Annotated in this window: 19 protein-coding genes and 1 rRNA gene; 4 read left to right on the forward strand and 16 right to left on the reverse strand. The window is 55.3% G+C overall.

Features of this window, described 5'->3' with window-relative positions:
- Positions 1-252: 252 nt before the first annotated feature.
- Positions 253-663 (reverse strand): phosphate-starvation-inducible protein PsiE, encoded by a 411-nt coding sequence (gene psiE, locus AX755_RS17500; protein ID WP_062857167.1) that lies wholly within the window; start codon positions 661-663, stop codon positions 253-255.
- Positions 664-759: 96 nt separating this feature from the next.
- Between psiE and AX755_RS17505 the strand changes: the two genes are divergently transcribed.
- A complete protein-coding gene (locus AX755_RS17505) occupies positions 760-1,212 on the forward strand; it encodes an acyltransferase (protein ID WP_062857168.1) in 453 nt (150 codons plus the stop codon).
- Between the two features lie 55 nt (positions 1,213-1,267).
- Here the strand turns inward: AX755_RS17505 and AX755_RS17510 are convergent, their stop codons facing one another.
- The 5 genes from AX755_RS17510 to pgi all read right to left on the reverse strand — a co-directional run bounded on the left by AX755_RS17510 (position 1,268) and on the right by pgi (position 7,059).
- A complete protein-coding gene (locus tag AX755_RS17510) occupies positions 1,268-3,364 on the reverse strand; it encodes a YjbH domain-containing protein (RefSeq protein ID WP_062857169.1) in 2,097 nt (698 codons plus the stop codon).
- On the reverse strand, positions 3,364-4,104 hold the full coding sequence (locus AX755_RS17515) for a capsule biosynthesis GfcC family protein (RefSeq protein ID WP_062857170.1): 741 nt from the start codon (positions 4,102-4,104) through the stop codon (positions 3,364-3,366). Before AX755_RS17515 ends, AX755_RS17510 begins: the two co-directional genes overlap by 1 nt.
- Positions 4,098-4,736, reverse strand: a complete 639-nt coding sequence (locus AX755_RS17520; protein ID WP_013095035.1) for a YjbF family lipoprotein — start codon at positions 4,734-4,736, stop codon at positions 4,098-4,100. The genes AX755_RS17515 and AX755_RS17520 overlap by 7 nt, the downstream gene beginning before the upstream one ends.
- 63 nt (positions 4,737-4,799) lie before the next feature.
- A complete protein-coding gene (gene yjbE / locus AX755_RS17525; RefSeq protein WP_013095034.1) occupies positions 4,800-5,042 on the reverse strand; it encodes an exopolysaccharide production protein YjbE in 243 nt (80 codons plus the stop codon).
- Positions 5,043-5,409: 367 nt separating this feature from the next.
- Positions 5,410-7,059 (reverse strand): glucose-6-phosphate isomerase, encoded by a 1,650-nt coding sequence (gene pgi, locus AX755_RS17530; protein WP_020686615.1) that lies wholly within the window; start codon positions 7,057-7,059, stop codon positions 5,410-5,412.
- A 375-nt stretch (positions 7,060-7,434) separates the two neighbouring features.
- Here pgi and lysC point away from each other — a divergent pair, with 375 nt between their 5' ends.
- Together lysC and panS are read left to right on the forward strand one after the other, a co-directional pair.
- Positions 7,435-8,784, forward strand: a complete 1,350-nt coding sequence (lysC, locus tag AX755_RS17535; RefSeq protein ID WP_013095032.1) for a lysine-sensitive aspartokinase 3 — start codon at positions 7,435-7,437, stop codon at positions 8,782-8,784.
- Between the two features lie 92 nt (positions 8,785-8,876).
- The gene (panS, locus tag AX755_RS17540) at positions 8,877-9,821 is read left to right on the forward strand and encodes a ketopantoate/pantoate/pantothenate transporter PanS (RefSeq protein ID WP_062857171.1); all 945 of its coding nucleotides are present in this window, start codon (positions 8,877-8,879) and stop codon (positions 9,819-9,821) included.
- 67 nt (positions 9,822-9,888) lie between these two features.
- On the opposite strand, the gene rluF is transcribed toward panS, so the two are convergent.
- From rluF to metH, 5 genes are all read right to left on the reverse strand, one after another.
- Positions 9,889-10,758, reverse strand: a complete 870-nt coding sequence (rluF, locus tag AX755_RS17545) for a 23S rRNA pseudouridine(2604) synthase RluF (RefSeq protein WP_023621411.1) — start codon at positions 10,756-10,758, stop codon at positions 9,889-9,891.
- Positions 10,759-10,812: 54 nt separating this feature from the next.
- Positions 10,813-11,130, reverse strand: a complete 318-nt coding sequence (locus AX755_RS17550) for a CcdB family protein (RefSeq protein WP_062857172.1) — start codon at positions 11,128-11,130, stop codon at positions 10,813-10,815.
- The gene (locus AX755_RS17555) at positions 11,130-11,423 is read right to left on the reverse strand and encodes a type II toxin-antitoxin system CcdA family antitoxin (protein WP_062857173.1); all 294 of its coding nucleotides are present in this window, start codon (positions 11,421-11,423) and stop codon (positions 11,130-11,132) included. Before AX755_RS17555 ends, AX755_RS17550 begins: the two co-directional genes overlap by 1 nt.
- Positions 11,424-11,518: 95 nt before the next feature.
- Positions 11,519-13,150: a Na/Pi cotransporter family protein gene (locus AX755_RS17560; RefSeq protein WP_013095027.1), complete on the reverse strand. Its 1,632-nt coding sequence runs from the start codon at positions 13,148-13,150 to the stop codon at positions 11,519-11,521.
- 115 nt (positions 13,151-13,265) lie between these two features.
- Entirely contained in the window at positions 13,266-16,949 is a 3,684-nt protein-coding gene (gene metH, locus AX755_RS17565; protein ID WP_062857174.1) for a methionine synthase, read from the reverse strand.
- A gap of 193 nt (positions 16,950-17,142) precedes the next feature.
- Between metH and iclR the strand changes: the two genes are divergently transcribed.
- A complete protein-coding gene (iclR, locus tag AX755_RS17570; protein ID WP_013095025.1) occupies positions 17,143-17,970 on the forward strand; it encodes a glyoxylate bypass operon transcriptional repressor IclR in 828 nt (275 codons plus the stop codon).
- Between the two features lie 68 nt (positions 17,971-18,038).
- Here the strand turns inward: iclR and aceK are convergent, their stop codons facing one another.
- The 5 genes from aceK to rrf all read right to left on the reverse strand — a co-directional run.
- The gene (gene aceK / locus AX755_RS17575; RefSeq protein WP_062857175.1) at positions 18,039-19,778 is read right to left on the reverse strand and encodes a bifunctional isocitrate dehydrogenase kinase/phosphatase; all 1,740 of its coding nucleotides are present in this window, start codon (positions 19,776-19,778) and stop codon (positions 18,039-18,041) included.
- Between the two features lie 50 nt (positions 19,779-19,828).
- Positions 19,829-21,133, reverse strand: coding sequence for an isocitrate lyase (gene aceA / locus AX755_RS17580; RefSeq protein ID WP_038418438.1), 1,305 nt, complete (start codon positions 21,131-21,133; stop codon positions 19,829-19,831).
- 32 nt (positions 21,134-21,165) lie between these two features.
- Complete coding sequence (aceB, locus tag AX755_RS17585) at positions 21,166-22,767, reverse strand: malate synthase A (protein ID WP_062857176.1); 1,602 nt, start codon at positions 22,765-22,767, stop codon at positions 21,166-21,168.
- Positions 22,768-23,037: 270 nt separating this feature from the next.
- Positions 23,038-23,967: a homoserine O-acetyltransferase MetA gene (gene metA, locus AX755_RS17590; RefSeq protein ID WP_062857177.1), complete on the reverse strand. Its 930-nt coding sequence runs from the start codon at positions 23,965-23,967 to the stop codon at positions 23,038-23,040.
- A gap of 176 nt (positions 23,968-24,143) precedes the next feature.
- Positions 24,144-24,217, reverse strand: a 5S ribosomal RNA gene (rrf, locus tag AX755_RS26105); the annotation flags it as partial.

A 24,217-nucleotide genomic window follows, 5' to 3' on the forward strand; every position in this document is an offset into this window, starting at 1 on the left:
GAGGGACAGCTGATAGAAACAGAAGCCACTGGAGCACCTCAAAAACACCATCATACACTAAATCAGTAAGTTGGCACCATTACCCCAGTATTGAAGAGTGGGCCATGCAGATCACCTGTCGAATAGATTAAGTATGTGGCAGTTAATTTCAGTACCGCGTATTCCTGAACTGCCACACATTTAAAACTATATAGTTTTAAATTAAATCTATATAGATCACATTTTGACCGCATCTCTTCCGCGTCAGAGCGCCTATTCGCGCTTCAGCCGCTTCGAATTACACAACCAGAGCGTGATCACCAGCAGCAGGATCGCCGCCGAGTAGATCAGCACATCAAGGGGAGATTTATGATCGACGATGATCAGCCGCACTATCGCGGTGATCCCAATGTAGACAAAATAGCGCAGCGGGAAGTGAAAGCCTGACTGGAAATACTTCACAATCAGGGCGATAAATTCAAAGTAGAGAAAGTAGACCACCAGGCCTTCCACCAGCGCATATTTGCTGGTTTGCTCGGGGGCGAACAGTACATCCGCCAGATACACCGTCTCTTTACCCAAAAAGACGACCAGGATCAGGCCAAGGCTCAGCAGACCGAGGTTGAGCACGGTCTGGAGGATAGTTGAGATGAACTCAACGCGCGGGCGAGTCAGGGATGTCATACAGCACCTCATTCTCCAGGGCGAGGTTCCTGTATAACGCAAAAATGTGACGTGGATCTATATTTTTTAATTATGTTTTATGTACGGAGGTAACGAATGGAGCGCAGACCTACCGGGGTTCGCAACGTAACCTGTGGTGAAAATGTCACCCTGTATGAGCCCTGCAATCTCTATGACTGCGTGCTTGGAAACGGTGTGTTTATCGGCCCGTTTGTTGAAATTCAGGGCAATACGCGCATTGGCGACGACAGCAAAATTCAGTCGCACACCTTCATTTGCGAGTACGTCACCCTGGGCGAACGCTGTTTCATTGGCCATGGGGTGATGTTTGCCAACGATATGTTTCGCGATGGCAAACCCAATGCTGACCGGAACAGCTGGGGACGCATTACTGTGGGAAATGATGTGTCGATAGGCAGCGGGGCGACCATCCTGGCGGTCTCCATCTGCGACGGGGTGGTGATTGGTGCGGGGAGCGTGGTGAACAAATCCATCACCGAGAAAGGCGTTTATGCGGGAAACCCGGCGAAGCTGCTGCGCCGCTTGTGAGTTGCCCGGTGGCGCAAGCGCTTACCGGGCCTACAACAGAAAAGGATGAGGGCTATCAGCGGAAGTTAATGTTCTTATCACTGGTCATGTCATACAGCTGGAACTTACGACCCAGCTGCTGGCCCCCGTCGCGCGTCAGCGGTGTCCAGCCAATGGCCGCACGGCTGCGGGTTGGACCGGATGAGAACAGATCCAGCGGAATCGACACATACACCCCTTTGGTGAAGTCCCCTTCCCCGTATTCGTCCGGCGAGACGTTGGTGATGGTGGCGTAACCACCCACCACCACTCCGCTGTCGAAGTGTTTGGAGATATCCAGCGTGCCGCCCTTATCGCCCGCCAGGTACTGACCCACGCTGGCTTTCACCAGCACGTCCTGGGCGAACGACGGCGTCCAGTAGGCCGTCAGATGGCCGGTTTTCACGCTATAGTCGGTGAACTTCATCATGTCCTGCGCGCTGCGCCAGTCACGCTGTTTAACGTAGTTGGCATCAATACCAAACGCCCAGTTGCTGTCCACCGGACGATAAAGCACTTCCGCCCCCGCACCGCCATACATGGTTTCCAGATAACCGCCGTAGACCTGGCCGTAGAAGCCATTGCCGAAGTACTGGAAGTAGTTGGCCTGCAGGTTGTTTACGTAGGCATCGTTCTGCACGTACTCACGCACGCGGGTACGCACGCGCGGCAGCTTCGAGTCGTTCGGCGGGTTAGTGTAGTTGAACTTGTCGTAGTTGTTGGCAATGTTGCCAAACAGGCTGCCGGTGGTCAGCAGGTGGTCGGTCACCCACAGATCCGCCGTTGCCATCACGCCCAACTGGTACATGTAGAAGTTTTCCGGCCCGCCGACAGACTGGTTTAGCACCGGGTCGATGTGGAAATCGAAGCGCGATTTATCGATATACCAGCCCTGCTCGGTCGTCTCCGGCACGATTGGCTCAACGCGTTTTTGTACCAGCTCGGTTTCATGCCCCAGCGGCTCGCCCTCCAGATGGCGCTTAAGGCTGGCCACGTCCGTTTCCGTCGTCACCTGCGGCAGGTTCAGGCGGTTCTCCGTTACGCGGATCGTGCGGATCCCCTCCGGCAGATCGTTCATGATGATCCGGTTGGCACGTTCGATCCCTTCCCGCGAGTCGCGGTATTTCACCTGCTCACCGGTCACGTACAGCGTATCGCCTTTCACCTGGATTTTCGGATCCGCCAGACCGGCGTTGTATTTCAGCAGCGTCAGCTGGTTGGCCACCACGGAGTGCTGCAGAATGGCATCCTGCGGCTCCGGCTGGTACGCAGGCCGCGCGTTGTCGTTATAGTGCGGCCGCATGTCGTTAAAGTTGGTGCGCAGCGTAAAGCCAAACATTACGGTGTTGCCGCGCTCGTAGCTGAGGTTAACGTCGGCCCAATCGGTGACGCGGTAAATGGCGCCGACGTTAAACTTGCTCTTTTGCTCAATCTTTCCGGCGAACTCTTGCGAGTAGTCGTTACCTTCGTACTCCAGCTTCAGGCGCAGCGGCTGCCACGGCGTCTGATACTCCACGCCGCCAAACAGGGCAGCTGGACCGTGGAACATCTGGTCACCGTTAATGGAACCCGCTTTCTGATAGCTGTTGTCGCGATAGCAGAATTTGTCGCTGTAGGTGCAGAACGGGTTTTTCACGTTGCCGCTGGTGCCGAGATAGCCCCAGCCAAGCCCCAGCGAGAAGTCAAACGGCCCCCAGGCCTTACTGGCGACGATGTACTCCGCGTCGAACAGGCCGGTACCGCCGATATCTTTGGCCCCCACGGATACCTGCGGCATCCAGTAGCTCTCTTCCCACAGGCGCAGTTTGAGATCGAAGGCTTTATCTTTGTAGGTCTGATCGCCGGAAAACGCGTCCACGCTGCTGTACTGTTTCGTTCGTACGTCGGTGTAGCGCAGCGTGGTTTCGAGCCATGGGAACAGCGGTACGGATGCAGAATAGTAGCGGTACTGGTCGTTATCACGATAGTTAAGGCTAATTTCCCCTTCTCGCGCCATACGCGCGGTTGGGGTTTGCAGTAAACCGACGCCACCGAAGTCTGACTGAGACGGACCAATGGGTGCCGGATACGTTTCTGCATGACAGGCGGCACTCACACACAGTGCCAGCATGCTGTAGAGATAGGTCTTTTTCATTATTCCGGTATCCGCTGTGTCAGGGAATGAAGGATATCGGCATTCAGCCCGTCATATGCCTTCGTCCAGAAATGGTCGGCAAAACCGACAAAAATGATGCTGCCTGGCATGGGTTCGACATGCCGCTTGTTCCAGTAGGCAACCGGCGCCTTTTGCGTGTTCCCGTCAGGATAAATCACCCAGGCGTAGCTGTTATCCGCACCACTCAGCAGGCTCTGCTCGTCGAGATAGCTCGCCACGTCGCGGCCGGGAGTAAACGGTTTTTTACCCGGGCTGCTGATAAGCCCCATCACCGTGATGGTGGAAGGCTGCGCCGGGAGCCAGAGCGTGTAATCTCCCTCCAGGGCCGGATTACCTTTTTCCGTCACGCGGACTTCATCCGGATCGAGATTGATGTTTTGTCTTCCGGTAACCTTCAGCGCCAGAAGCTGCTGACGAAGGCTGTTAATGGCTGCCGCATCGTCGCCGTCTTCCTGCTCTGCTAACCCCGTTAATCTGGCGAGCAGCGCCTTGTGCTTTTGTTCCGCCGCCACCGTTGCCTGCCGCTCGGCGATCAACGCACCTGTCCACCAGCTGTTTGCCAGCCTTGGCTGGCCGACGAGATCGATCAGGTGGCCGGCGTTCGTTAACGTTTTGGGCTGCGTGCTGTCCGGCGTGTACACCTTCACCGTCCCGGCAGACCAGGCGAGCGGTGTGGCAAAGCTTGCGATCAGCGCAACGCGAATAAGTGTTTTCATGATTTCGCGGCCTTGATCAGCGTGGTTTTAACCGGGAAGAATCCGGCACCCAAATATTGCAGGGACTGACGGATCTGCCCTTCATCATCCACCCAGAAACGGTTATGCCAGGTTGCCCGATCGGTCGTGACCTCTTCATCCAGTACGCGAACCCGGGTTTCGTCGCTGCCTACCCTGACGCTGTCCGTACCGTCCCAGCGGAAGGTAGAGCGGGCGGTGGCGTAACGTACCTGCTTGTGTTCCGTCCAGCCCATTGTCCGCGTCCAGCTTGCCCCGTCGGTGATCTGGTTCGGTTTGCTGAGCGGATCGGCCGCAAGGTTGTTGACCTCAAGAAGGTTATCGCCACCGAGCAGGGTTTTCACAATACGGCTATGTTGCGTCACGATGGTGGCCTGATCCTGCGTCACCCATTTCTGCTGCCCGTTTTCATCGAAAGCGAGCACCACAAACAGTTGCGGACCATCGTTGAGCTGCATGTACTGGCTGGCATACGGCATGTTCTGAAGTTCATCATCGGTCAAATGCACACCCGGCGTACCGAATATGCTGTCCCACAGTGAGTTGCCCAGCCCTTTGGTGGTGGCCGAGCACGCCTGCAACAGCAGGCAAATCAGGATGATTGCAGGTCGCTTCACGACTCTTCTCCGAAGGGGCGAAATAACCACACCGAAGTGTGGTTATGATTAAAACACCCGGAATTACTGGGTGCTGGTCGTCGTAGTGGTCGTGGTTCCGGTATTGGAGCCATCACCGCCACCGGTTGCCGCCAGCGCGACACCCACGGCTGAACTTACGGTGCTGGTGCTGGCCGCGGTAGAACTCCCCGCAGACGCAGACGTCGCTGCCGACCCTGCTGCTTCCCCGACCTGGACCGGAGCTGCATAGACAGATGTCGCCGCAAGTGCAGATATGGCAAAAATGCCATACAGTACTTTCTTCATAACAATTTCCCTTCAATGAATGAATGGAGATTTGCCCGAAAAGAAATTCAGGCGGATTCGAGTATACACAACTAAAGCAGAGGGTTTGCCGTACGGATAAATAGAGGAAGGGTTTTCGGACTATTGGATAAATGTGAAGTATAAGAATAATTAACCAATAAATTATCCATTTAAAATCAAATAGATATAATTACATAAGGCGAAAGTAACTCTCCGTATAATCCTAAAATAAACCGCACTCATTAACGGGTTAAAAGGTATTTTCGGATAAAACTCATAACGGGAATTTGAGTTAAATAACAGACATCAGGAATTGTCTGATAAAAAAATGCCGGCATATCGCCGGCACGTTTTTATGACGATTTAATTACGCGCGCCATGCTTTATAACGGTTAATCAAACCATTTGTCGAGCTGTCGTGGCTGCTGATCGCTTTGTCATCACCCAGTTCAGGCAGAATACGGTTCGCCAGCTGTTTACCCAGCTCAACGCCCCACTGATCGAAGGTGAAGATGTTCAGGATTGCGCCCTGCGTGAAGATCTTATGCTCATACAGAGCAATCAGCGCACCCAGGCTGAACGGCGTGATTTCACGCAGCAGGATGGAGTTGGTTGGACGGTTGCCTTCGAACACTTTGAACGGCACAACGTGTTCCAGGGTGGCCGGATCTTTACCCTGGTCACGGTATTCCTGCTCTACCACCTCGCGGGATTTACCAAACGCCAGCGCTTCGGTCTGAGCAAAGAAGTTAGACAGCAGTTTAGGATGGTGATCAGACAGTGGATTATGGGTGATAGCCGGGGCGATGAAATCGCACGGTACCATTTTGGTCCCCTGGTGAATCAGCTGGTAGAACGCGTGCTGACCGTTGGTGCCTGGCTCACCCCAGATGATTGGGCCAGTCTGGTAATCCACCGCGTTGCCGTTACGGTCAACGTATTTACCGTTGGATTCCATATTGCCCTGCTGGAAGTAGGCCGCGAAGCGGTGCATGTACTGGTCGTACGGCAGGATCGCTTCGGTCTCTGCGCCGAAGAAGTTGTTGTACCAGATACCGATCAGCGCCAGCAGCACCGGCAGGTTTTTCTCAGGTGCGGTGGTGGAGAAGTGTTTGTCCATCGCGTGCGCGCCGGAGAGCAGCTCAACAAAGTTGTCGAAGCCCACGGAGAGAATGATAGACAGGCCGATCGCAGACCACAGAGAGTAGCGGCCACCAACCCAGTCCCAGAACTCGAACATGTTCGCGGTGTCGATACCGAACTCGCCAACCGCTTTACCGTTGGTGGACAGCGCTGCGAAGTGTTTCGCCACGTGCTTGTTGTCACCTGCGGTTTTCAGGAACCAGTCGCGCGCGCTGTGGGCGTTGGTCATGGTTTCCTGGGTGGTGAAGGTTTTAGAAGCCACCAGGAACAGTGTAGTTTCCGGGTTCACGTTCTTCAGCACTTCGGCGATGTGGGTACCATCGACGTTGGAGACAAAGTGCATGTTGAGATGATTTTTGTATGGACGCAGCGCTTCGGTCACCATGAACGGGCCGAGGTCAGAACCGCCGATACCGATGTTCACCACGTCGGTGATGGCTTTGCCGGTGTAGCCTTTCCAGCTTCCGGAGATGATTGCTTCAGAGAAGGCTTTCATCTTTTCCAGCACCGCGTTCACTTCCGGCATCACATCTTTGCCGTCAACGATGATTGGCGTATTGCTACGGTTACGCAGAGCCACATGCAGCACGGCACGGTCTTCGGTACGGTTGATCTTCTCACCGGAGAACATGGATTTGATGGCGTCTGCCAGTTCCGTCTCTTTCGCCAGATCCTGCAGTTTCGCCAGCGTCTCTTCGGTGATGCGGTTTTTGGAGAAATCCACCAGCATCAGATCATCGAAGGTCGCGGAGAATTTGTTGAAACGATCGGCATCTTTCGCGAACAGCTCCGCGATGGTGACGTCTTTCATTTCATCAAAATGTTTTTGTAGTGCCTGCCAGGCAGCGGTCTGCGTTGGGTTGATGTTTTTCATTAGCAATACTCTTCTGATTTGAGAATTGTGACTGCGGTCGATTGTAGCGCCTGCAAATAAAAATTGTGATGGTTTTTATGCCATTGCCTTGGCCTGCATCAAACGCAGGTGAAAAGACCCGAAAAGTATAGCTGCTGACGCGCCCACCCGTGGCGGCGAAATGTCGGTCAAAACCGGGGAAAACGAAGCATAAAATATGGCCCTGTTATAAGTCCTGTTTCTCAGGGGTACCCCCCCATGAAAAATCCGCATAATCCCGGCATTGACAGGACCTCCCCCACATTTTATTTATAGGGCCGTATTTTGCGCCTGCACCTGTTTTCGTTTCATTCTTGTGCCATGGTCGCTTTATTCATTCCCTGACACGAGGTTGTTATGACGAGTTTTGTGGTCGCCAAGTTTGGCGGCACCAGTGTGGCAGATTACGATGCCATGAACCGCAGCGCCGATGTGGTGCTGGCCGATCCGAATACCCGCCTGGTAGTGCTTTCTGCCTCTGCTGGCGTGACGAACCTGCTGGTTTCTCTGTCTGAAGGGCTGGAGGCCACCGAGCGCTTCGTTAAGCTGGACGCACTGCGCAAAATTCAGTTCGACATCCTTGAACGTCTGCAGAACCCGAACGTGATCCGCGAAGAAGTGGAGCGCCTGCTGGAAAATATCACCACGCTGGCAGAAGCGGCTTCTCTGGCCACCTCCACCGCCCTGACCGATGAGCTGGTCAGCCACGGTGAGCTCATGTCCACCCTGCTGTTTGTTGAAATCATGCGTGAACGTAACGTTCAGGCACAGTGGTTCGACGTGCGTAAAATCATGCGCACCAGCGATCGCTTTGGCCGCGCCGAGCCGGACGTGGAAGCGCTGGCCGAGCTGACCAATCAGCAGCTGGTCCCGCGCCTGGATGAGGGTATCGTGATCACCCAGGGCTTTATCGGCAGCGAAGCCAAAGGACGCACCACCACGCTTGGCCGTGGCGGCAGTGATTACACCGCGGCGCTGTTGGGTGAAGCGCTGCATGCGACCCGTGTAGATATCTGGACTGACGTCCCGGGGATTTACACCACCGATCCACGCGTCGTCTCTGCGGCAAAACGTATTGATGTGATTGCGTTTGAAGAAGCGGCGGAAATGGCGACCTTCGGTGCCAAAGTGCTGCACCCGGCAACGCTGCTGCCTGCCGTGCGTAGTGATATCCCGGTCTTCGTCGGTTCAAGTAAAGATCCGAAAGCGGGCGGTACGCTGGTGTGCAAGAAAACCGAAAATCCACCGCTGTTCCGCGCGCTGGCCCTGCGCCGTAAGCAAACGCTGGTTACGCTGCACAGCCATAATATGCTGCACTCGCGCGGCTTCCTGGCGGAAGTGTTTGGCATCCTGGCGCGTCATAACATCTCCGTGGATCTGATCACCACCTCCGAAGTGAGTATCGCACTGACGCTGGACACCACCGGTTCAACCTCAACGGGTGACACCCTGCTGACGCAGTCGCTGCTGATTGAGCTGTCAGAACTGTGCCGCGTGGAAGTAGAAGAAAACCTGGCGCTGGTAGCCATCATCGGTAATAAGCTGTCGCGCGCCTGTGGCGTGGGCAAAGAGGTCTTCGGTGTGCTCGACCCGTTCAATATCCGCATGATTTGCTACGGTGCCTCCAGCTACAACCTCTGCTTCCTGGTGCCTGCTGAGCAGGCAGAACAGGTGGTGCAGAAACTTCATCAGAATTTGTTTGAATAAAATTCGTTAGCACGATAAACAATATCTATAAGCCGGGCACAGACCCGGCTTTTTTATAACTAAACAACACGACAATACTGCAAGGAATATCTATGTTATCCGCCATCACCCGGCTGTTCCCGTTATGGGCGCTGCTGCTCTCCATACTCGCGTTTTACACCCCCACTACGTTCACGGGCATTGGTCCGTGGGTGACCACGTTGCTGATGCTGATTATGTTCGGCATGGGTGTGCATCTAAAAATCGACGACTTTAAACGCGTGCTCTCGCGCCCGGCTCCGGTTGCTGCAGGGATTTTCCTGCACTACCTGGTGATGCCCCTTGCGGCCTGGCTGCTGGCAATGGCCTTTAAGATGCCACCCGACCTCTCCGCCGGGATGGTGCTGGTGGGCAGCGTGGCCAGCGGAACCGCCTCCAATGTCATGATCTATCTGGCAAAAGGCGATGTGGCGCTCTCCGTGACCATCTCTTCGGTATCCACGCTGGTGGGGGTGATTGCCACGCCGCTGCTAACACGCCTGTACGTTGACGCCCATATTCAGGTGGACGTGATGGGAATGCTGCTGAGCATTTTGCAAATCGTGGTGATTCCGATCGCGTTGGGCCTTGTCATTCACCACCTGTTCCCGCGCGTGGTAAAAGCCGTTGAGCCCTATCTGCCTGCGTTTTCGATGGTCTGTATTCTGGCCATCATCAGCGCCGTTGTGGCCGGTTCTGCGTCGCACATTGCATCCGTGGGCTTTGTCGTGATTATCGCGATAGTGTTGCATAACACCATTGGCCTGCTGGGCGGATACTGGGGCGGGAAACTGTTTGGCTTCGATGAATCCACCTGCCGGACGCTGGCAATTGAGGTAGGAATGCAGAACTCCGGTCTGGCAGCGGCACTCGGGAAAATTTACTTCTCGCCGCTGGCGGCTCTGCCTGGTGCGCTGTTCTCCGTCTGGCATAACCTGTCCGGTTCGCTGCTGGCGGGATACTGGTCCGGCAAACCGATAGAAGAAAAACCACAGAAAACAGGCAAATATCATCTTTAACAGTCGGGTGGCGCTACGCTAACCCGACCTACACTCTCCGCACGCGCAAGCCGGGGAAAAAAGGGGCTTAACGCCCCTTCTTTTTACGTCCCGGTTGCGTAAAGCGTTTACCCGCGGGCTTGCCTCGCCCTTTCTCTTCCGACTGCGGTGCTTTCACGACCGGGCGTTTAATCGCCTGAGTTTTCGGTTTGGCTTTGGCCTTCGGCTTTGCTTCAGACGAGGAGTTCTCGATAAGCTTAAACAGCTCGATCAGTTCATCATCGGTTAAATCACGCCACTCGCCCAGCGGGATACCGGACAGGCTGACGTTCATGATGCGCGTGCGTTCCAGCTTCGTCACTTCATAACCGAAGTATTCGCACATACGGCGGATCTGACGATTCAGGCCCTGCACCAGGGTAATGCGGAACGCGAACGGCGCTTCTTTCTTCACCTTACACTTTTTCGTGACGGTACCGAGGATGGGTACACCGGCGCCCATGCCGCGAATAAATTCGTCCGTGACCGGCTTATTCACCGTCACGATATACTCTTTCTCGTGGTCATTCCCGGCACGCAGAATCTTATTCACCAGATCGCCGTGGTTAGTGAGGAAAATCAGCCCCTGCGAGTCTTTATCCAGACGGCCAATCGGGAAGATACGGCTACTGTGGTTAACGAAATCAACGATGTTGTCCCGCTCGCCATCTTCCGTGGTGCTGACAATCCCAACCGGTTTATTCAACGCGATAAACACCAGGTCTTCTGCATCACGCGGTTCGATGAGCTGACCATTCACTTTAACCACGTCGCCAGGCATCACCTGGTCACCAATAGTGGCGCGTTTGCCGTTGAGGAACACATTACCTTGTTCGATGTAACGGTCCGCCTCGCGACGTGAGCAGATCCCGCTCTCGCTAATGTATTTGTTTAATCGGGTTGATTGAGTTGGCAGCATAGTTTCTCCTGTGAAGGGCGAAATATACCTTACCTTGCGGCTGACAAAAAAGTCCTAGTAACCATTGATGAGAAAATCGAGTGCATCCCGCAATGAAGCACTGTTGTCAGTGAGATCGGCAACGCGTTCACCTAACTCATTTGAAGATATGCCTGACAGCATATGCATCATGACAACGCAGGGCTTACCCGCGATTTCAACGACAGGGCACACTTTCGCAGGCGGACGAATGCCGCCCAGCAGGCTTAATTCAACGGCGGGAGCGACAAGTACATGTTTCATCACATTAGCAACAGGGTGCTGCATATTAATAAGCCATGGATAGGCTTTTCTCCCATTGCCTTCATTCTCATAAGCAAAATATTGCTCCATCAGAACGACCTCTGAAAATCACTAAAGGAGCCGTTTTCATCAACCCACTGGTTGATGGCCTCTATAGACGCTTTATTTTCTGCTAACCACTCTGCGCGCTGATGCGCACGAAACTGCTCCTGTAGAGCGGCCGTGAGTACAGCAGAGAGATTGAGTTTAAGCCGTCGCGCTTCTTCAAGAATTTCAGGTGCTAACGAAACATTGACCGATTTTTTAATGCTATGGGTAGTGCGCATGAGAACCCCCATTGGAATGCGCATGAATTGGCGAAGTGTAGCGTAATAAACGAGCATTTTCTATTCCCTTCAAAATATAAGGTCTGAAGAGTAAATTGCTCTTTATAAAGCGTCACGCCTCGCAAATGGGTTTTGCGAGGTGCTTTCAGAGATTAATACTCATCCCGCTCGTCATCTTCATCCGGCTGTTCCATCACGCTGTACGCCACCGCACAGAACAATGAGTTAAGGCGTTTCATATCCCCCAGTAGCCCCAGGTGCAGGGAGCTGGTTTCGATACTCTGCACGTTCTGCTGGTGCAGACGTTCAACGTGGGCGTGCGAGTAGCGGCGGTTGAGGATACGGAAGCGATGCTTGTTGCGGCGCAGACGGCGTGCGCTCGGCACATCGCTTGAGAAGAAGACCAGCATCGCCAGCTTCAGGTTGCTCAAAAGTTGTTCGTGCAGGGCTTCCAGCTCCTTCAGCCCTTCGACGGAGAACGCGCGGCGGGCGGCCAGAGATTTGTCAGCAATTTCACTGCCCATCCGCTCCACAATATCCGAAGCCTGCTCAAGGTTAAGCGACATCTCTATGATTTCCGCCCAGCGGCGGGACTCCTCTTCCGCCAGTTCATCCTGGGGGATGCGCGCCAGATAGAGCTTGATAGCGGTATAGAGCACGTTGATATCATCCGCCAGCCGGCGCAGCTCTTTCTCTTCCCGCGGCTCGCCGTGCATCACCTTTTGCAAGCCTTCGAGCATGGTTTCCATGGCATCACCCATGCGCAGCGTCTCGCGGGCGGCATTGGCCAGCGCCAGCGCAGGAGTATCCAGCGCGGAGGTGTCCAGATGCTTCGGTTTCAGGCGCGCATCCAGCTCCGGTTCATCGCGTATAAGCCGTTCGCAGAAGCGCGCCATTGGTTCAGCAAACGGCACCATCGCCAGGCAGCGCACCAGGTTGTAGAAGACGTGGAAATAGATCACCAGCTCTGCCTTCGGCAGAGAGAGGTTGTCCATCAGGTTCGCCAGTGGGTGCACAAACGGCAGAATAATCAGGCTGCCCACCAGCTTAAACAGCAGACTGCCGAGCGCCACACGGCGGGCGGCAGCATTGGCAGCGCTGTTATTGAGCATCGCCAGCAGGCCCGAGCCGAGGTTAGCCCCGATCACCAGACACAGTGCGACCGGGAAGGAGATCGCCCCTGCGGCGGTGAGCGTGGCCGTCAGCAGCACCGCCGCCAGGCTGGAATAACTGACGATGGCAAACACCGCGCCGATGAGCGCATCCAGCATAATATCGCCGGTTAACGAGGCGAAGATAACCTGCACGCCGTTGGCTTCGGTAATGGGCGTTACCGCCTGCACAATCAGCTCCAGCGCCAGCAGAATCAGCCCGAGGCCAATCCCCACGCGTCCAAGCTGACCAGCGCGCGTCTGCTTACGCCCCAGGAAAAAGATGACCCCGATAAATATCAGCAGCGGCGACAGCCAGGAGAGATCGAAAGTCAGGATACGTGCCATCAGCGCGGTACCCACGTCAGCGCCCAGCACAATAACCAGTGCAGGGGCCAGCGCCACCAGATCCTGAGCGACAAACGATGTCACGAGCAATGTGGTCGCATTACTGCTCTGAACCAGCGCCGTTACGCCAATACCCGCGCAGAAGGCGAGCGGTTTCTTCTCCACGCTGCTGCTGAGAACAGTACGTAAACGTGCGCCAAACACGCGCATCACGCCGGTACGGACAATATGGGTGCCCCAGACCAGCAGTGCGACTGCCGAGAGCAGATGTAACAGGGTCAGCACGGAAGGTTATCCTCCTTATCGTTATTCGTTTTCCTTAGGTCAGTATAAGGGTTTAAACGTAAGAAAGAGACAGGGCGCTCAATGAGCGCCCTGTTAGTTGTAAGGAAAAGTGATGTCAGTCGGCGTCGTAGCCGAGATTCGGCGCTAACCAACGCTCCACTTCTGAGACGCTCATGCCTTTACGCAGTGCATAATCTTCAATCTGATCGCGCTGCAGCTGCGCCACGGCAAAGTATTTGCTGTCCGGATGACTGAAGTACCAGCCGGATACCGATGCCCCAGGCCACATCGCGAAAGATTCGGTCAGTTTCATCCCGGTATGGGCCTCAACGTCCAGCAGCTGCCAGATGGTGCCCTTTTCGGTATGTTCCGGACAGGCCGGGTAGCCGGGTGCCGGGCGGATCCCCTGGTAGTTTTCGCGGATCAGCTCCTCGTTGCTGAGATTTTCATTCGCCGCGTAGCCCCAGTAAACCTTGCGTACGCGCTCATGCAGATACTCTGCGAACGCTTCCGCCAGACGATCGGCAATCGCTTTGACCATGATTTTGTTGTAATCATCGTGCTGAGCTTCAAAGGCATCCGCCAGGGCGTCCTCTTCCAGACCGCCGGTCACGGCGAAGGCACCGATGTAGTCGGCTTTACCACTCAGTTTCGGCGCAACAAAATCGGCCAGACAGTAGTTGGCAAACCCGACCTTTTCGGTTTGCTGGCGCAGGTGATGGCTTACGGTCAGCACGTGAGTGCGCGTCTCATCGCGATAAATTTCGATGTCGTCGCCCACGCGGTTAGCCGGGAACAGCCCCACCACGCCGCGCGGGTTAAGGGCTTTCTCGGCGCTGAGTTTGTCGAGCATGTCGTTGGCGTCTTTAAACAGGCGCTTCGCCTCTTCGCCGACAACCTCATCTTCCAGGATGCGCGGATATTTGCCCGCCAGCGACCAGGTCATAAAGAATGGTGTCCAGTCGATGTAGTTGCGCAGCGTTTCGATGCTGGCGGTCACCTCCTGCACGCCCAGGCGATGGGCAACTGGCGGCGTATAGCTCGCCCAGTCAAACGCCAGATCGTTATCGCGCGCCGCCTGAAGCGTCACCGGTGGGGTGCGCGGTTTCTTGCGGGCATGCTGAATGCGGACGGTTTCGTACTCTTTGCGGGTCCGGGCCACAAAGTCATCGCGCTGGGTGTCAGAGAGCAGCGCTGAGACCACGCCCACGGTGCGCGAGGCGTTCTGTACATAGACCGTCGGGCCGCTGTAGTTCTGCTCAATCTTCACCGCAGTATGCGCTTTTGAGGTGGTCGCCCCGCCAATCAGCAGCGGAATGGTGAAGCCCTGACGCTCCATCTCTTTCGCCACGTTAACCATCTCGTCGAGCGACGGGGTAATCAGCCCCGAAAGGCCAATCAGGTCAGCATTGACTTCGCGCGCGGTCCTGAGGATTTTATCCGCCGGCACCATTACGCCAAGGTCAATAATCTCGTAGTTATTGCACTGCAGCACCACCCCGACAATGTTCTTTCCGATGTCATGCACGTCGCCCTTCACGGTGGCGATAACCATTTTACCGTTGCTGGAGCCCTGTTCTTTGCTGGCTTCGATGAACGGCTCCAGATACGCCACGGCCTGCTTCATTACGCGCGCGGACTTGACCACCTGCGGCAGGAACATCTTGCCCTCGCCGAACAGATCGCCCACCACGTTCATGCCGTCCATCAGCGGCCCTTCGATAACCTCGATGGGCCGGGCGGCCTGCTGGCGCGCCTCTTCGGTATCCTGCTCGATAAATTCGGTGATGCCTTTTACCAGCGAATATTCCAGCCGCTTCTTGACATCCCAGCTACGCCACTCGGCCTGCTGGACGTTAGCAGCGTCGTCCGATTTGCTGCCGCGGTATTTTTCTGCCAGATCGAGCAGCCGCTCGGTGGCGTCGTCACGGCGGTTGAGGATCACATCTTCCACCGCGTCGCGCAGTTCTGCGGGCAGATCGTCATAAATCGCCAGCTGTCCGGCGTTGACGATCCCCATATCCATCCCGTTGCGGATGGCGTAGTAGAGGAATACGGCGTGGATCGCTTCACGTACCGGGTCGTTGCCGCGGAACGAGAACGACACGTTCGAGACACCGCCGGAGATCAGCGCATGCGGCAGCTCACGTTTGATGTCTTCACACGCGCCGATAAAGTCCTGGGCGTAGTTATTGTGCTCTTCAATCCCGGTGGCGACGGCGAAGATGTTCGGGTCAAAGATGATGTCTTCCGGCGGGAAGCCTACCTCTTCGGTCAGGATCTTGTACGCGCGGCGGCAAATCTCAATTTTGCGCTCGCGGGTGTCCGCCTGGCCCACTTCATCAAAGGCCATCACCACCACGGCCGCGCCGTAGCGGCGCACCATCTTCGCGTGGTGAATAAAGATATCGGCCCCTTCTTTCATTGAGATGGAGTTGACGATACCTTTGCCCTGAATGCACTTCAGCCCTTTTTCGATCACTTCCCATTTGGAGGAGTCAATCATGATCGGCACGCGAGCAATATCCGGCTCGCCGGCGATCAGGTTGAGGAAACGTACCATCGCCGCCTCGGCGTCGAGCATCCCCTCATCCATGTTGATGTCGATGATCTGCGCGCCGCTTTCTACCTGCTGGCGGGCAACGTCCAGCGCTTCACTGTACTTCTCTTCTTTGATCAGGCGTTTGAATTTCGCGGAACCGGTGACGTTGGTACGTTCCCCAACGTTCACAAACAGGCTGTCATCGCCGATGGTCAACGGCTCAAGGCCGGAGAGACGGCAGGCAACCGGCAGCTCGGGCAGTTTACGCGGCGGCAAACCGGCCACGGCATTGCTCATGGCGGTGATGTGCTCCGGCGTGGTACCGCAGCAGCCGCCAACGATATTCAGGAAACCGGATTCGGCCCATTCGCGGATCTGCGCCGCCATGGTGTCCGCATCCAGATCATATTCGCCAAAGGCGTTTGGCAGACCGGCGTTCGGGTGTGCGGTGACGTAGCATTCCGCAATACGTGACAGTTCCTGCACATACTGGCGCAGCTCATCCGGACCCAGCGCACAGTTCAGGCCGAAGGAGAGCGCTTCCGCGTGGCGCAAGGAGTTATAAAACGCTTCGGTGGTCTGCCCGGACAAAGTACGGCCAGAGGCATCGGTAATGGTGCCAGAAATCATGATTGGCAGCTCGACGCCCAGCGCCTCGAACTCCTCTTTCACCGCGTAAATCGCGGCTTTGGCATTGAGGGTATCGAAAACCGTTTCAATCAGGATCAGGTCGGAACCGCCTTCCACCAGCGCTTTGGTTGATTCACGGTAGGCTGCCACCAGCTGGTCAAAGGTGATGTTACGAAACGCCGGGTCGTTTACGTCCGGTGAAATAGAGGCGGTGCGGTTGGTTGGGCCGAGCACCCCGGCAACGTAGCGCGGTTTCTCCGGCGTGCGCGCCGTCCACGCGTCGGCACAGGCGCGGGCCAGCTTCGCCGCCTCATAGTTTATCTCCGCCGACAGGGATTCCATCTGGTAATCCGCCATGGCGATGGTTGTCGAGTTGAAGGTGTTGGTTTCAACGATATCCGCCCCCGCTTCGAAGTAGGCGTTGTGGATATCCGCAATCACCTGCGGTTTGCTTAATACCAGCAGGTCATTGTTACCTTTGAGATCGCATGGCCAGTCCGCAAAACGTTCGCCACGGAAATCGTCTTCACTGAGGCGATAGCTCTGGATCATGGTGCCCATGCCGCCGTCCAGCACCAGAATTCGTTCATTTAACTGCGCACGCAGTTGCTCTACTTTGCTGCTCACACTTGCTCCCGACAACGCTCAACCAGGCCAAAAGGCTGCGGTCCATACTGGCACAATCTTGCAGGGTGGAAAAGTCACACGGCGGTAACATGAGACATGTTCACTATCACTCATCCGATCAGTCAGGATAACGGTTGCAAAATCACCAAATAAAACGAAAATGATTTCCACGATACAGAAAAAGGAGATCGTCATGGTCACGACCGTTCCCGCGAAACGCGGCAGAAAACCTGCTGCCACCCCCGCCGCACAACAGGGTGGACAGGTTCAATCGCTTACACGCGGTTTGAAGCTGCTGGAATGGATAGCCGAGTCGCACAGCAGCGTGGCCCTGACGGAGCTGGCCCAACAGGCTGGTTTGCCGAACTCCACTACGCACAGGCTGCTGACCACCATGCAACAGCTTGGCTTTGTGCGTCAGGTTGGCGAGCTGGGGCACTGGGCAGTCGGCGCCCATGCGTTCATCGTCGGCAGCAGCTTCCTGCAAAGCCGCAACCTGCTGGCGATTGTGCACCCTATCCTGCGCAAATTAATGGAAGAGTCGGGCGAGACCGTGAATCTGGCCGTACTCGACCAGAGCGACCATCAGGCGATTATTATTGATCAGGTACAGTGTACCCAGTTGATGCGTATGTCAGCCCCCATTGGCGGTAAGCTGCCTATGCACGCGTCCGGCGCGGGGAAAGCCTTTCTGTCGCAGCTGAGCGAGGAACAGGTGACGGGGCTGCTGCACCGTAAAGGGCTGCACGCCTATACCCACGCCACGCTGGTTTCACCGGTGCATCTGAAAGAAGATCTGGCGTTGACCCGTAAGCGCGGCTATTCGTTTGACGACGAGGAGCACGCCCTGGGCCTGCGCTGCATTGCGGCTTGTATCTTTGACGAGCATCGCGAACCGTTTGCCGCCATCTCCATCTCCGGGCCGATTTCCCGTATGACCGACGATCGCGTCACCGAGCTGGGTGCGCTGGTGATTAAGGCGGCGAAAGAGGTGACCCTGGCGTATGGTGGGATTCGCTAGGATTGAGTGCGGTCTGATGCCCTCACCCCGGCCCTCTCCCACAGGGAGAGGGAGAAAACATGATGCCCTTACCCTGCGGGAGAGGGAGAAAACCGGATGCAAAACCGCTGCTTACGACGGTAGGCGTACACATCTTCCACATGCCCGTTTTTGATCCGCGTTTGCAGCCCGCGCCAGTAGCTGGCACGAAACAGATCGGCATGCATCTCTTCAAACAATGGCCCAATACGCGGGTCGGCGCACAGCCAGTGGCGAAACTCCTCGGGAAAGACATCGCCCGGTGAGACGCTGTACCACGGCTCGCCGGAGAGTTCATCTTCCGGGTAACGGGGCGGCGGGATATCGCGGAAATTAACCTCGGTCATGTAGCAAATTTCATCGTAATCATAGAACACTACCCGCCCGTGTCGGGTCACGCCGAAGTTTTTAAACAGCATGTCGCCGGGGAAGATATTGGCAGCGGCAAGCTGACGAATCGCGTTGCCGTACTCTTCAATGGCATCTTTTAAAGCCTGACCGTCGGCCTGTTCCAGCCAGATATTCAGCGGCACCATACGGCGCTCGATATACAGATGGCTAATCGCTATTTTATCGCCCAGATCGGTGATTTTTGCCGGTGTTTCTTGCAGTAACAGGGCCATTAAAGCCGGATCGATCTGCCGCTTATCCAGCACAAAATTTTCAAACTCCTGCGTATCCGCCATACGTCCGACGCGATCGTGTTCTTTCACCAGCTGATAGCAGGCACGAACATGCGCTGCGGTCATCTCTTTCTGCGGCGCGAATGTATCTTTGATGACCTTAAACACCCGGTCAAATCCCGGCAGCGTAAAGACCAGCATCACCATGCCGCGAATGCCGGGCGCTTCGATAAATTGCTCATCGGCGGTGGTGACATAACGCAAATACTCCCGGTAGCTTTCCGTTTTGGCATGCTTTTGACAGCCAATCGCCATATACAGCTCGGCGGTGGTTTTGCCCGGCAGGATCTCGCGCAGCCACTCCACCAGGGCGGCAGGCAGCGGAGCGTAGACCATAAAATAGGAGCGGGCGAAGCCAAACACAATGCTGGCCTCGGCGCTGGTGGTCAGGCAGGTATCGACAAACAGTTCCCCGTCATCGGTACGGTGTATGGGCAGCAGAAACGGCACGGTGGCGGAGGGCGTCACCAGCTTGCCCACCAGCCATGCGGCTTTATTGCGGTAGAAAAGCTCGTTGGCGACCTGCAAATGGCAGTGGCTGAGAGCCTCTTCGCCAAAGGATTCGTGGAGATGGGCGATGATAAAGCCAATATCGCGGGCTTTATTCTCCCACGGCAAACGCAGCGGTAAATCTGTTAACACGCGGTGCAGGAGCTTCTCCCAGCCGTGGTCGGGGAAAAAATCCTTCGCCAGCGGGCGCGGAATGGTGCGAAAACGGCGCTCCGGCTGGGAGCTAAAAATAAATAACCGCTCAGGAGATAATGAGCGGTGGTCAAATAACCGGCAATACACGGAGTTGAAAAAGCTCTCCGCAATCTCGAAGCGCGGGTAGTCTGGCAACAAATGGGTGTAGTGCTCCTTAACGCGCAGTAAAAATGCCGCGTCAGGGTTTTTACCGTCGGTAATGCAGCGCAGTTGTTCCACCACCAAACCCACGTGATGATCGTAGAGGTGAATACGCTGCTTCATGGCCTGCTGGACCGCATGCCAGTCGGCGTGCTCAAAGCGCTGCTGCGCGCCGGAGGTGACTTCCAGAAAACGACCATACTGGGCATCGAAGCCCTGCAAAATAGTCTGTGCAATCAGTAATTCCAGACCACGCGACATAGATTCCCCCTCACCCCAACCCTCTCCCCAGAAGGGAGAGGGGGAAAAGATTAGAACTGTGCTTCTTCTGTTGACCCCGTTAAGGCAGTGACGGAGGAGGTGCCGCCCTGAATAATCGTGGTCACATTATCAAAGTAACCGGTTCCCACCTCCTGCTGATGAGAAACAAAGGTATAGCCCTCTTTGCCCGCGGCAAACTCCGGCTGCTGCACTTTCTCGACATAGTGCTTCATGCCTTCACCCTGCGCGTAGGCGTGCGCCAGGTCGAACATGTTGAACCACATGCTGTGGATCCCCGCCAGGGTGATGAACTGATACTTGTAGCCCATGTCTGACAGCTGCTGCTGGAAGCTGGCGATGGTTTTATCGTCCAGATTCTTCTGCCAGTTGAAGGACGGCGAGCAATTATAGGCCAGCAGTTTGCCCGGGTATTTGGCGTGGATAGCATCGGCAAAGCGTTTTGCCAGCGCCAGGTCCGGCGTGGAGGTTTCGCACCAGACCAGGTCTGCGTACGGTGCATACGCCAGGCCACGGCTGATGGCCTGCTCAATGCCAGCATGGGTACGATAGAATCCTTCGCTGGTGCGCTCGCCGGTAATGAACTCGCTGTCGTATGGATCGCAGTCAGAGGTGATCAGGTCAGCCGCGTCCGCGTCGGTACGGGCAATCACCAGCGTCGGCACGCCGAGCACGTCAGCGGCAAGACGCGCAGCGACCAGCTTCTGAATCGCTTCCTGGGTCGGGACCAGCACTTTGCCGCCCATGTGTCCGCATTTCTTCACCGAGGCCAGCTGATCTTCGAAGTGAACGGCCGCTGCACCGGCCTCAATCATCGATTTCATCAGCTCAAAGGCGTTCAGCACGCCGCCGAAACCGGCTTCTGCATCCGCGACGATCGGCAGGAAGTAGTCAATAAAGCGCGGATCGTTTGGCTCAATACCTGCCGCCCACTGGATCTGATCCGCACGGCGGAAGGTGTTGTTGATCCGATCCACCACCGACGGCACCGAGTTTGCCGGATAGAGCGACTGATCCGGATACATGCTGGAGGCCAGGTTGGCATCCGCCGCGACCTGCCAGCCGGAAAGATAAATGGCTTCGATACCGGCCTTCGCCTGCTGCAATGCCTGACCGCCGGTCAGTGCACCGAGGCTGTTGATGTAGCCCTTTTTGGAGCCGCCATGCAGCAGATGCCACATCTTCGCCGCGCCATTTTGCGCCAGCGTACATTCCGGATTGACCGAGCCACGCAGTTTCACCACTTCCTCAGCGCTGTATGGGCGACGGATACCTTCCCAGCGCGGCTGTGTCCACTCTTTCTTCAGTTCTTCGATTTGTTGGGTACGGGTTTTCATGTGCAGATGCTCCATATTGTTATGTGGTGGATTTACGCAAGCAGGCGGTAGCCTGGCAGGGTGAGGAAGTCGATTAAGTCATCTGAGGTTGTGATTTGCTCCATCAGGCGGGCGGCATCATCAAAACGTCCGCTGCTGAAGCGGTGTTCGCCCAGCTCGTCCTGAATGACGCGCATCTCTTCGGCCAGCATCTGGCGGAACAGGGATTTGGTCACCGGCTTGCCGTTGCTGAGCGTTTTCTGATGGTGGATCCACTGCCAGATAGAGGTACGGGAGATTTCTGCCGTCGCCGCGTCTTCCATAAGACCGTAGATGGGCACACAGCCGTTACCGGAGATCCACGCTTCGATGTACTGCACGGCCACGCGGATATTGGCACGCATGCCCTCTTCCGTGCGTTCACCCGAGCACGGCGCCAGAAGTTGCTCTTCTGCGATTGGGGCATCGTCATCACGGGTGACAAACAGCTGGTTTTTGTTGTCGCCGAGCACGTGGTTAAAGACTTCCATTGCCGTATCGGCCAGGCCCGGATGGGCGATCCATGTGCCGTCGTGACCGTTACGCGCTTCAAGCTCCTTGTCAGCTTTCACCTTGTTGAGCACCTGATTGTTACGCTCAGCGTCTTTGCTCGGAATAAAGGCCGCCATGCCGCCCATTGCAAAGGCACCGCGCTTGTGGCAGGTTTTAATCAGCAGGCGCGAGTAGGCGCTGAGGAACGGTTTATCCATGGTGACAACCTGGCGATCCGGCAGTACGCGATCGGGGTGGTTTTTCAACGTTTTGATATAGCTGAAGATGTAGTCCCAGCGTCCGCAGTTCAGACCCACAATGTGATCGCGCAGGGCGTGCAGGATTTCATGCATCTGGAATACGGCAGGCAGCGTTTCAATCAGCAGGGTGGCTTTAATGGTGCCACGCGGCAGGTTGAAGCGATCTTCCGCGTAGCTGAACACCTCACTCCACCAGGCCGCTTCCTGCCAGGCCTGGGTCTTCGGCAGGTAGAAATAGGGGCCACTGCCTTTTGCCAGCAGGTTTTTGTGGTTGTGGAAGAAATAGAGGGCGAAATCAAACAAGCTGCCCGGAATCGCGTCTCCGCGCCACGTGACGTGTTTTTCCGGCAGGTGCAGGCCGCGTACGCGGCAGATCAGAACCGCCGGATTGGGTTTCAGCTGATAAATTTTACCGGCTTCGTTGGTATAGCTGATGGTGCCATTAACGGCATCGCGCAGGTTGATCTGCCCGTCGATCACTTTACGCCAGTCCGGGGCCAGGGAGTCCTCAAAATCCGCCATAAAGACTTTGACGTTGGCGTTCATGGCGTTGATCACCATTTTGCGCTCTACCGGACCAGTGATCTCAACGCGGCGATCCTGCAAATCTTCAGGGATGCCGCGGATTTTCCAGTCGCCGCGTCTAATGGAAGCGGTTTCCGAAATAAACCCAGGCAGCTTGCCATTATCAATTTCCTGCTGTTGATGAATGCGTGCAGCCAGCAGCTTATTGCGTTGCGGCGTAAAGCGGGTCACCAGTTCAGTCAGGAATTCAACCGCCTCAGCCGTCAAAATTTGCTGTTCTTGCTCGCCATACGGCTGGGTAAAGGCCAGTTCATCGACCGTCGTTGCCTGTTGAGTCATCACTCTGCTCCTCATCAAAGATCCAAATTCACATCCCCAATGCGAACGAAAGATCGTTGTGTAGTTTTCGCTCAGCAGAATTAAGACTATCTCTATTTTTTCCAAAATCAAAAACAATTTCCATTTTAAATTCAATTTAACTTCAACCTATTGATTAATATGAATTTAAAGTTTTAATGCATGTTGAGTTGAATTTCGGAAATAAAAAAGGCACCCGTAGGTGCCTGATGTGAATAGCTGAAACGCTTTAGGATCGTTTTATGCAGAAGATTACTCCAGCGTCGGATTCATGTGACGCAGATCGTATGGCGTTATCTGGTAGACGTAATAGTTGAGCCAGTTGGTAAACAGCAAATTCCCGTGACTGCGCCAGGTGGCTCGCGGTTTGTTCTGGGGATCGTTTTTCGGGAAGTAGTTATACGGCACATCCGGATTGAGACCCGCTTCGACATCACGGAAATACTCTGCCGCGAGGGTGTGTGGATCGTATTCAGGATGGCCGGTTACAAAGGCAATACGTTTATCTTTGCTGGCAAACAGGTAAGCATCGCCATCTTCTGTTTCGGCCAGGATCTCCAGATCGGTGTAGTCACGAATCAGCTGCGCCGGGAAATCGGCGTAGCGCGAATGCGGGGCCAGGAACGAATCATCAAACCCGCGTGTCAGCAAGGCATGAGGGTGAAGAATGTGGTGTTCGTATACGCCGGAGAGTTTTTCGGTACGGGTTTGTTTGGGGATGCCGTAGAGAATATTCAGCGCAGCTTGTACTGCCCAACAGACAAACAGCGTGGACGTGACGTGATCTTTTGCCCACTCCAGTACCTGTTTGATCTGCGGCCAGTAGGCGACATCATTAAATTCTACCAGGCCCAGCGGCGCACCAGTGACAATCAGTCCGTCGAAGTTTTCCTCGCGGATATCCTCGAAGTTACAGTAGAAGTTATTCAGATGCTCAGAAGGCGTGTTACGCGACTCACGGGCATCGATCCGCAGCAGCTGAATATCCACCTGGAGCGGAGAGTTCGAAAGCAGGCGCAGGAACTGATTCTCTGTTTCGATCTTTTTCGGCATCAGATTAAGGATGAGCACCTTCAGCGGGCGAATTTCCTGACCTGTCGCGCGTGAAGTGGTCATCACAAAGACGTTTTCTTCACGTAAGAAATTGACGGCTGGTAGCTCGTCCTGCACCCGAATCGGCATAACCTTGTATCCTCACAGCATACGTATAAACGTTTAGACATCCAGATAGCCAACGATACCCAGAATCGGCGTGAATGTCGAGTCTGCAAGCTTAAGGTGAGAAAGTTTCAAGGAGAGGGAGAAAAACAAAAGCAAAAAACCCCGCACCTTACGGTACGGGGTTCTTCTTATTTGATGCCTGGCAGTTCCCTACTCTCACATGGGGAGACCCCACACTACCATCGGCGCTACGGCGTTTCACTTCTGAGTT

The organism is Enterobacter sp. SENG-6, from assembly GCF_001605945.1.
GTDB lineage: Bacteria > Pseudomonadota > Gammaproteobacteria > Enterobacterales > Enterobacteriaceae > Enterobacter > Enterobacter cloacae.

Coding starts and splice junctions, on each gene's coding strand:
- aceK (WP_062857175.1), bottom strand. CDS start 19,778: ATGTCGCGTGGTCTGGAATTACTGATTGCACAGACTATTTTGCAGGGC.
- aceB (WP_062857176.1), bottom strand. CDS start 22,767: ATGACTCAACAGGCAACGACGGTCGATGAACTGGCCTTTACCCAGCCG.
- psiE (WP_062857167.1), bottom strand. CDS start 663: ATGACATCCCTGACTCGCCCGCGCGTTGAGTTCATCTCAACTATCCTC.
- AX755_RS17510 (WP_062857169.1), bottom strand. CDS start 3,364: ATGAAAAAGACCTATCTCTACAGCATGCTGGCACTGTGTGTGAGTGCC.
- metA (WP_062857177.1), bottom strand. CDS start 23,967: ATGCCGATTCGGGTGCAGGACGAGCTACCAGCCGTCAATTTCTTACGT.
- pgi (WP_020686615.1), bottom strand. CDS start 7,059: ATGAAAAACATCAACCCAACGCAGACCGCTGCCTGGCAGGCACTACAA.
- AX755_RS17550 (WP_062857172.1), bottom strand. CDS start 11,130: ATGGAGCAATATTTTGCTTATGAGAATGAAGGCAATGGGAGAAAAGCC.
- rluF (WP_023621411.1), bottom strand. CDS start 10,758: ATGCTGCCAACTCAATCAACCCGATTAAACAAATACATTAGCGAGAGC.
- iclR (WP_013095025.1), top strand. CDS start 17,143: ATGGTCACGACCGTTCCCGCGAAACGCGGCAGAAAACCTGCTGCCACC.
- lysC (WP_013095032.1), top strand. CDS start 7,435: ATGACGAGTTTTGTGGTCGCCAAGTTTGGCGGCACCAGTGTGGCAGAT.
- aceA (WP_038418438.1), bottom strand. CDS start 21,133: ATGAAAACCCGTACCCAACAAATCGAAGAACTGAAGAAAGAGTGGACA.
- AX755_RS17505 (WP_062857168.1), top strand. CDS start 760: ATGGAGCGCAGACCTACCGGGGTTCGCAACGTAACCTGTGGTGAAAAT.
- panS (WP_062857171.1), top strand. CDS start 8,877: ATGTTATCCGCCATCACCCGGCTGTTCCCGTTATGGGCGCTGCTGCTC.
- AX755_RS17555 (WP_062857173.1), bottom strand. CDS start 11,423: ATGCTCGTTTATTACGCTACACTTCGCCAATTCATGCGCATTCCAATG.
- yjbE (WP_013095034.1), bottom strand. CDS start 5,042: ATGAAGAAAGTACTGTATGGCATTTTTGCCATATCTGCACTTGCGGCG.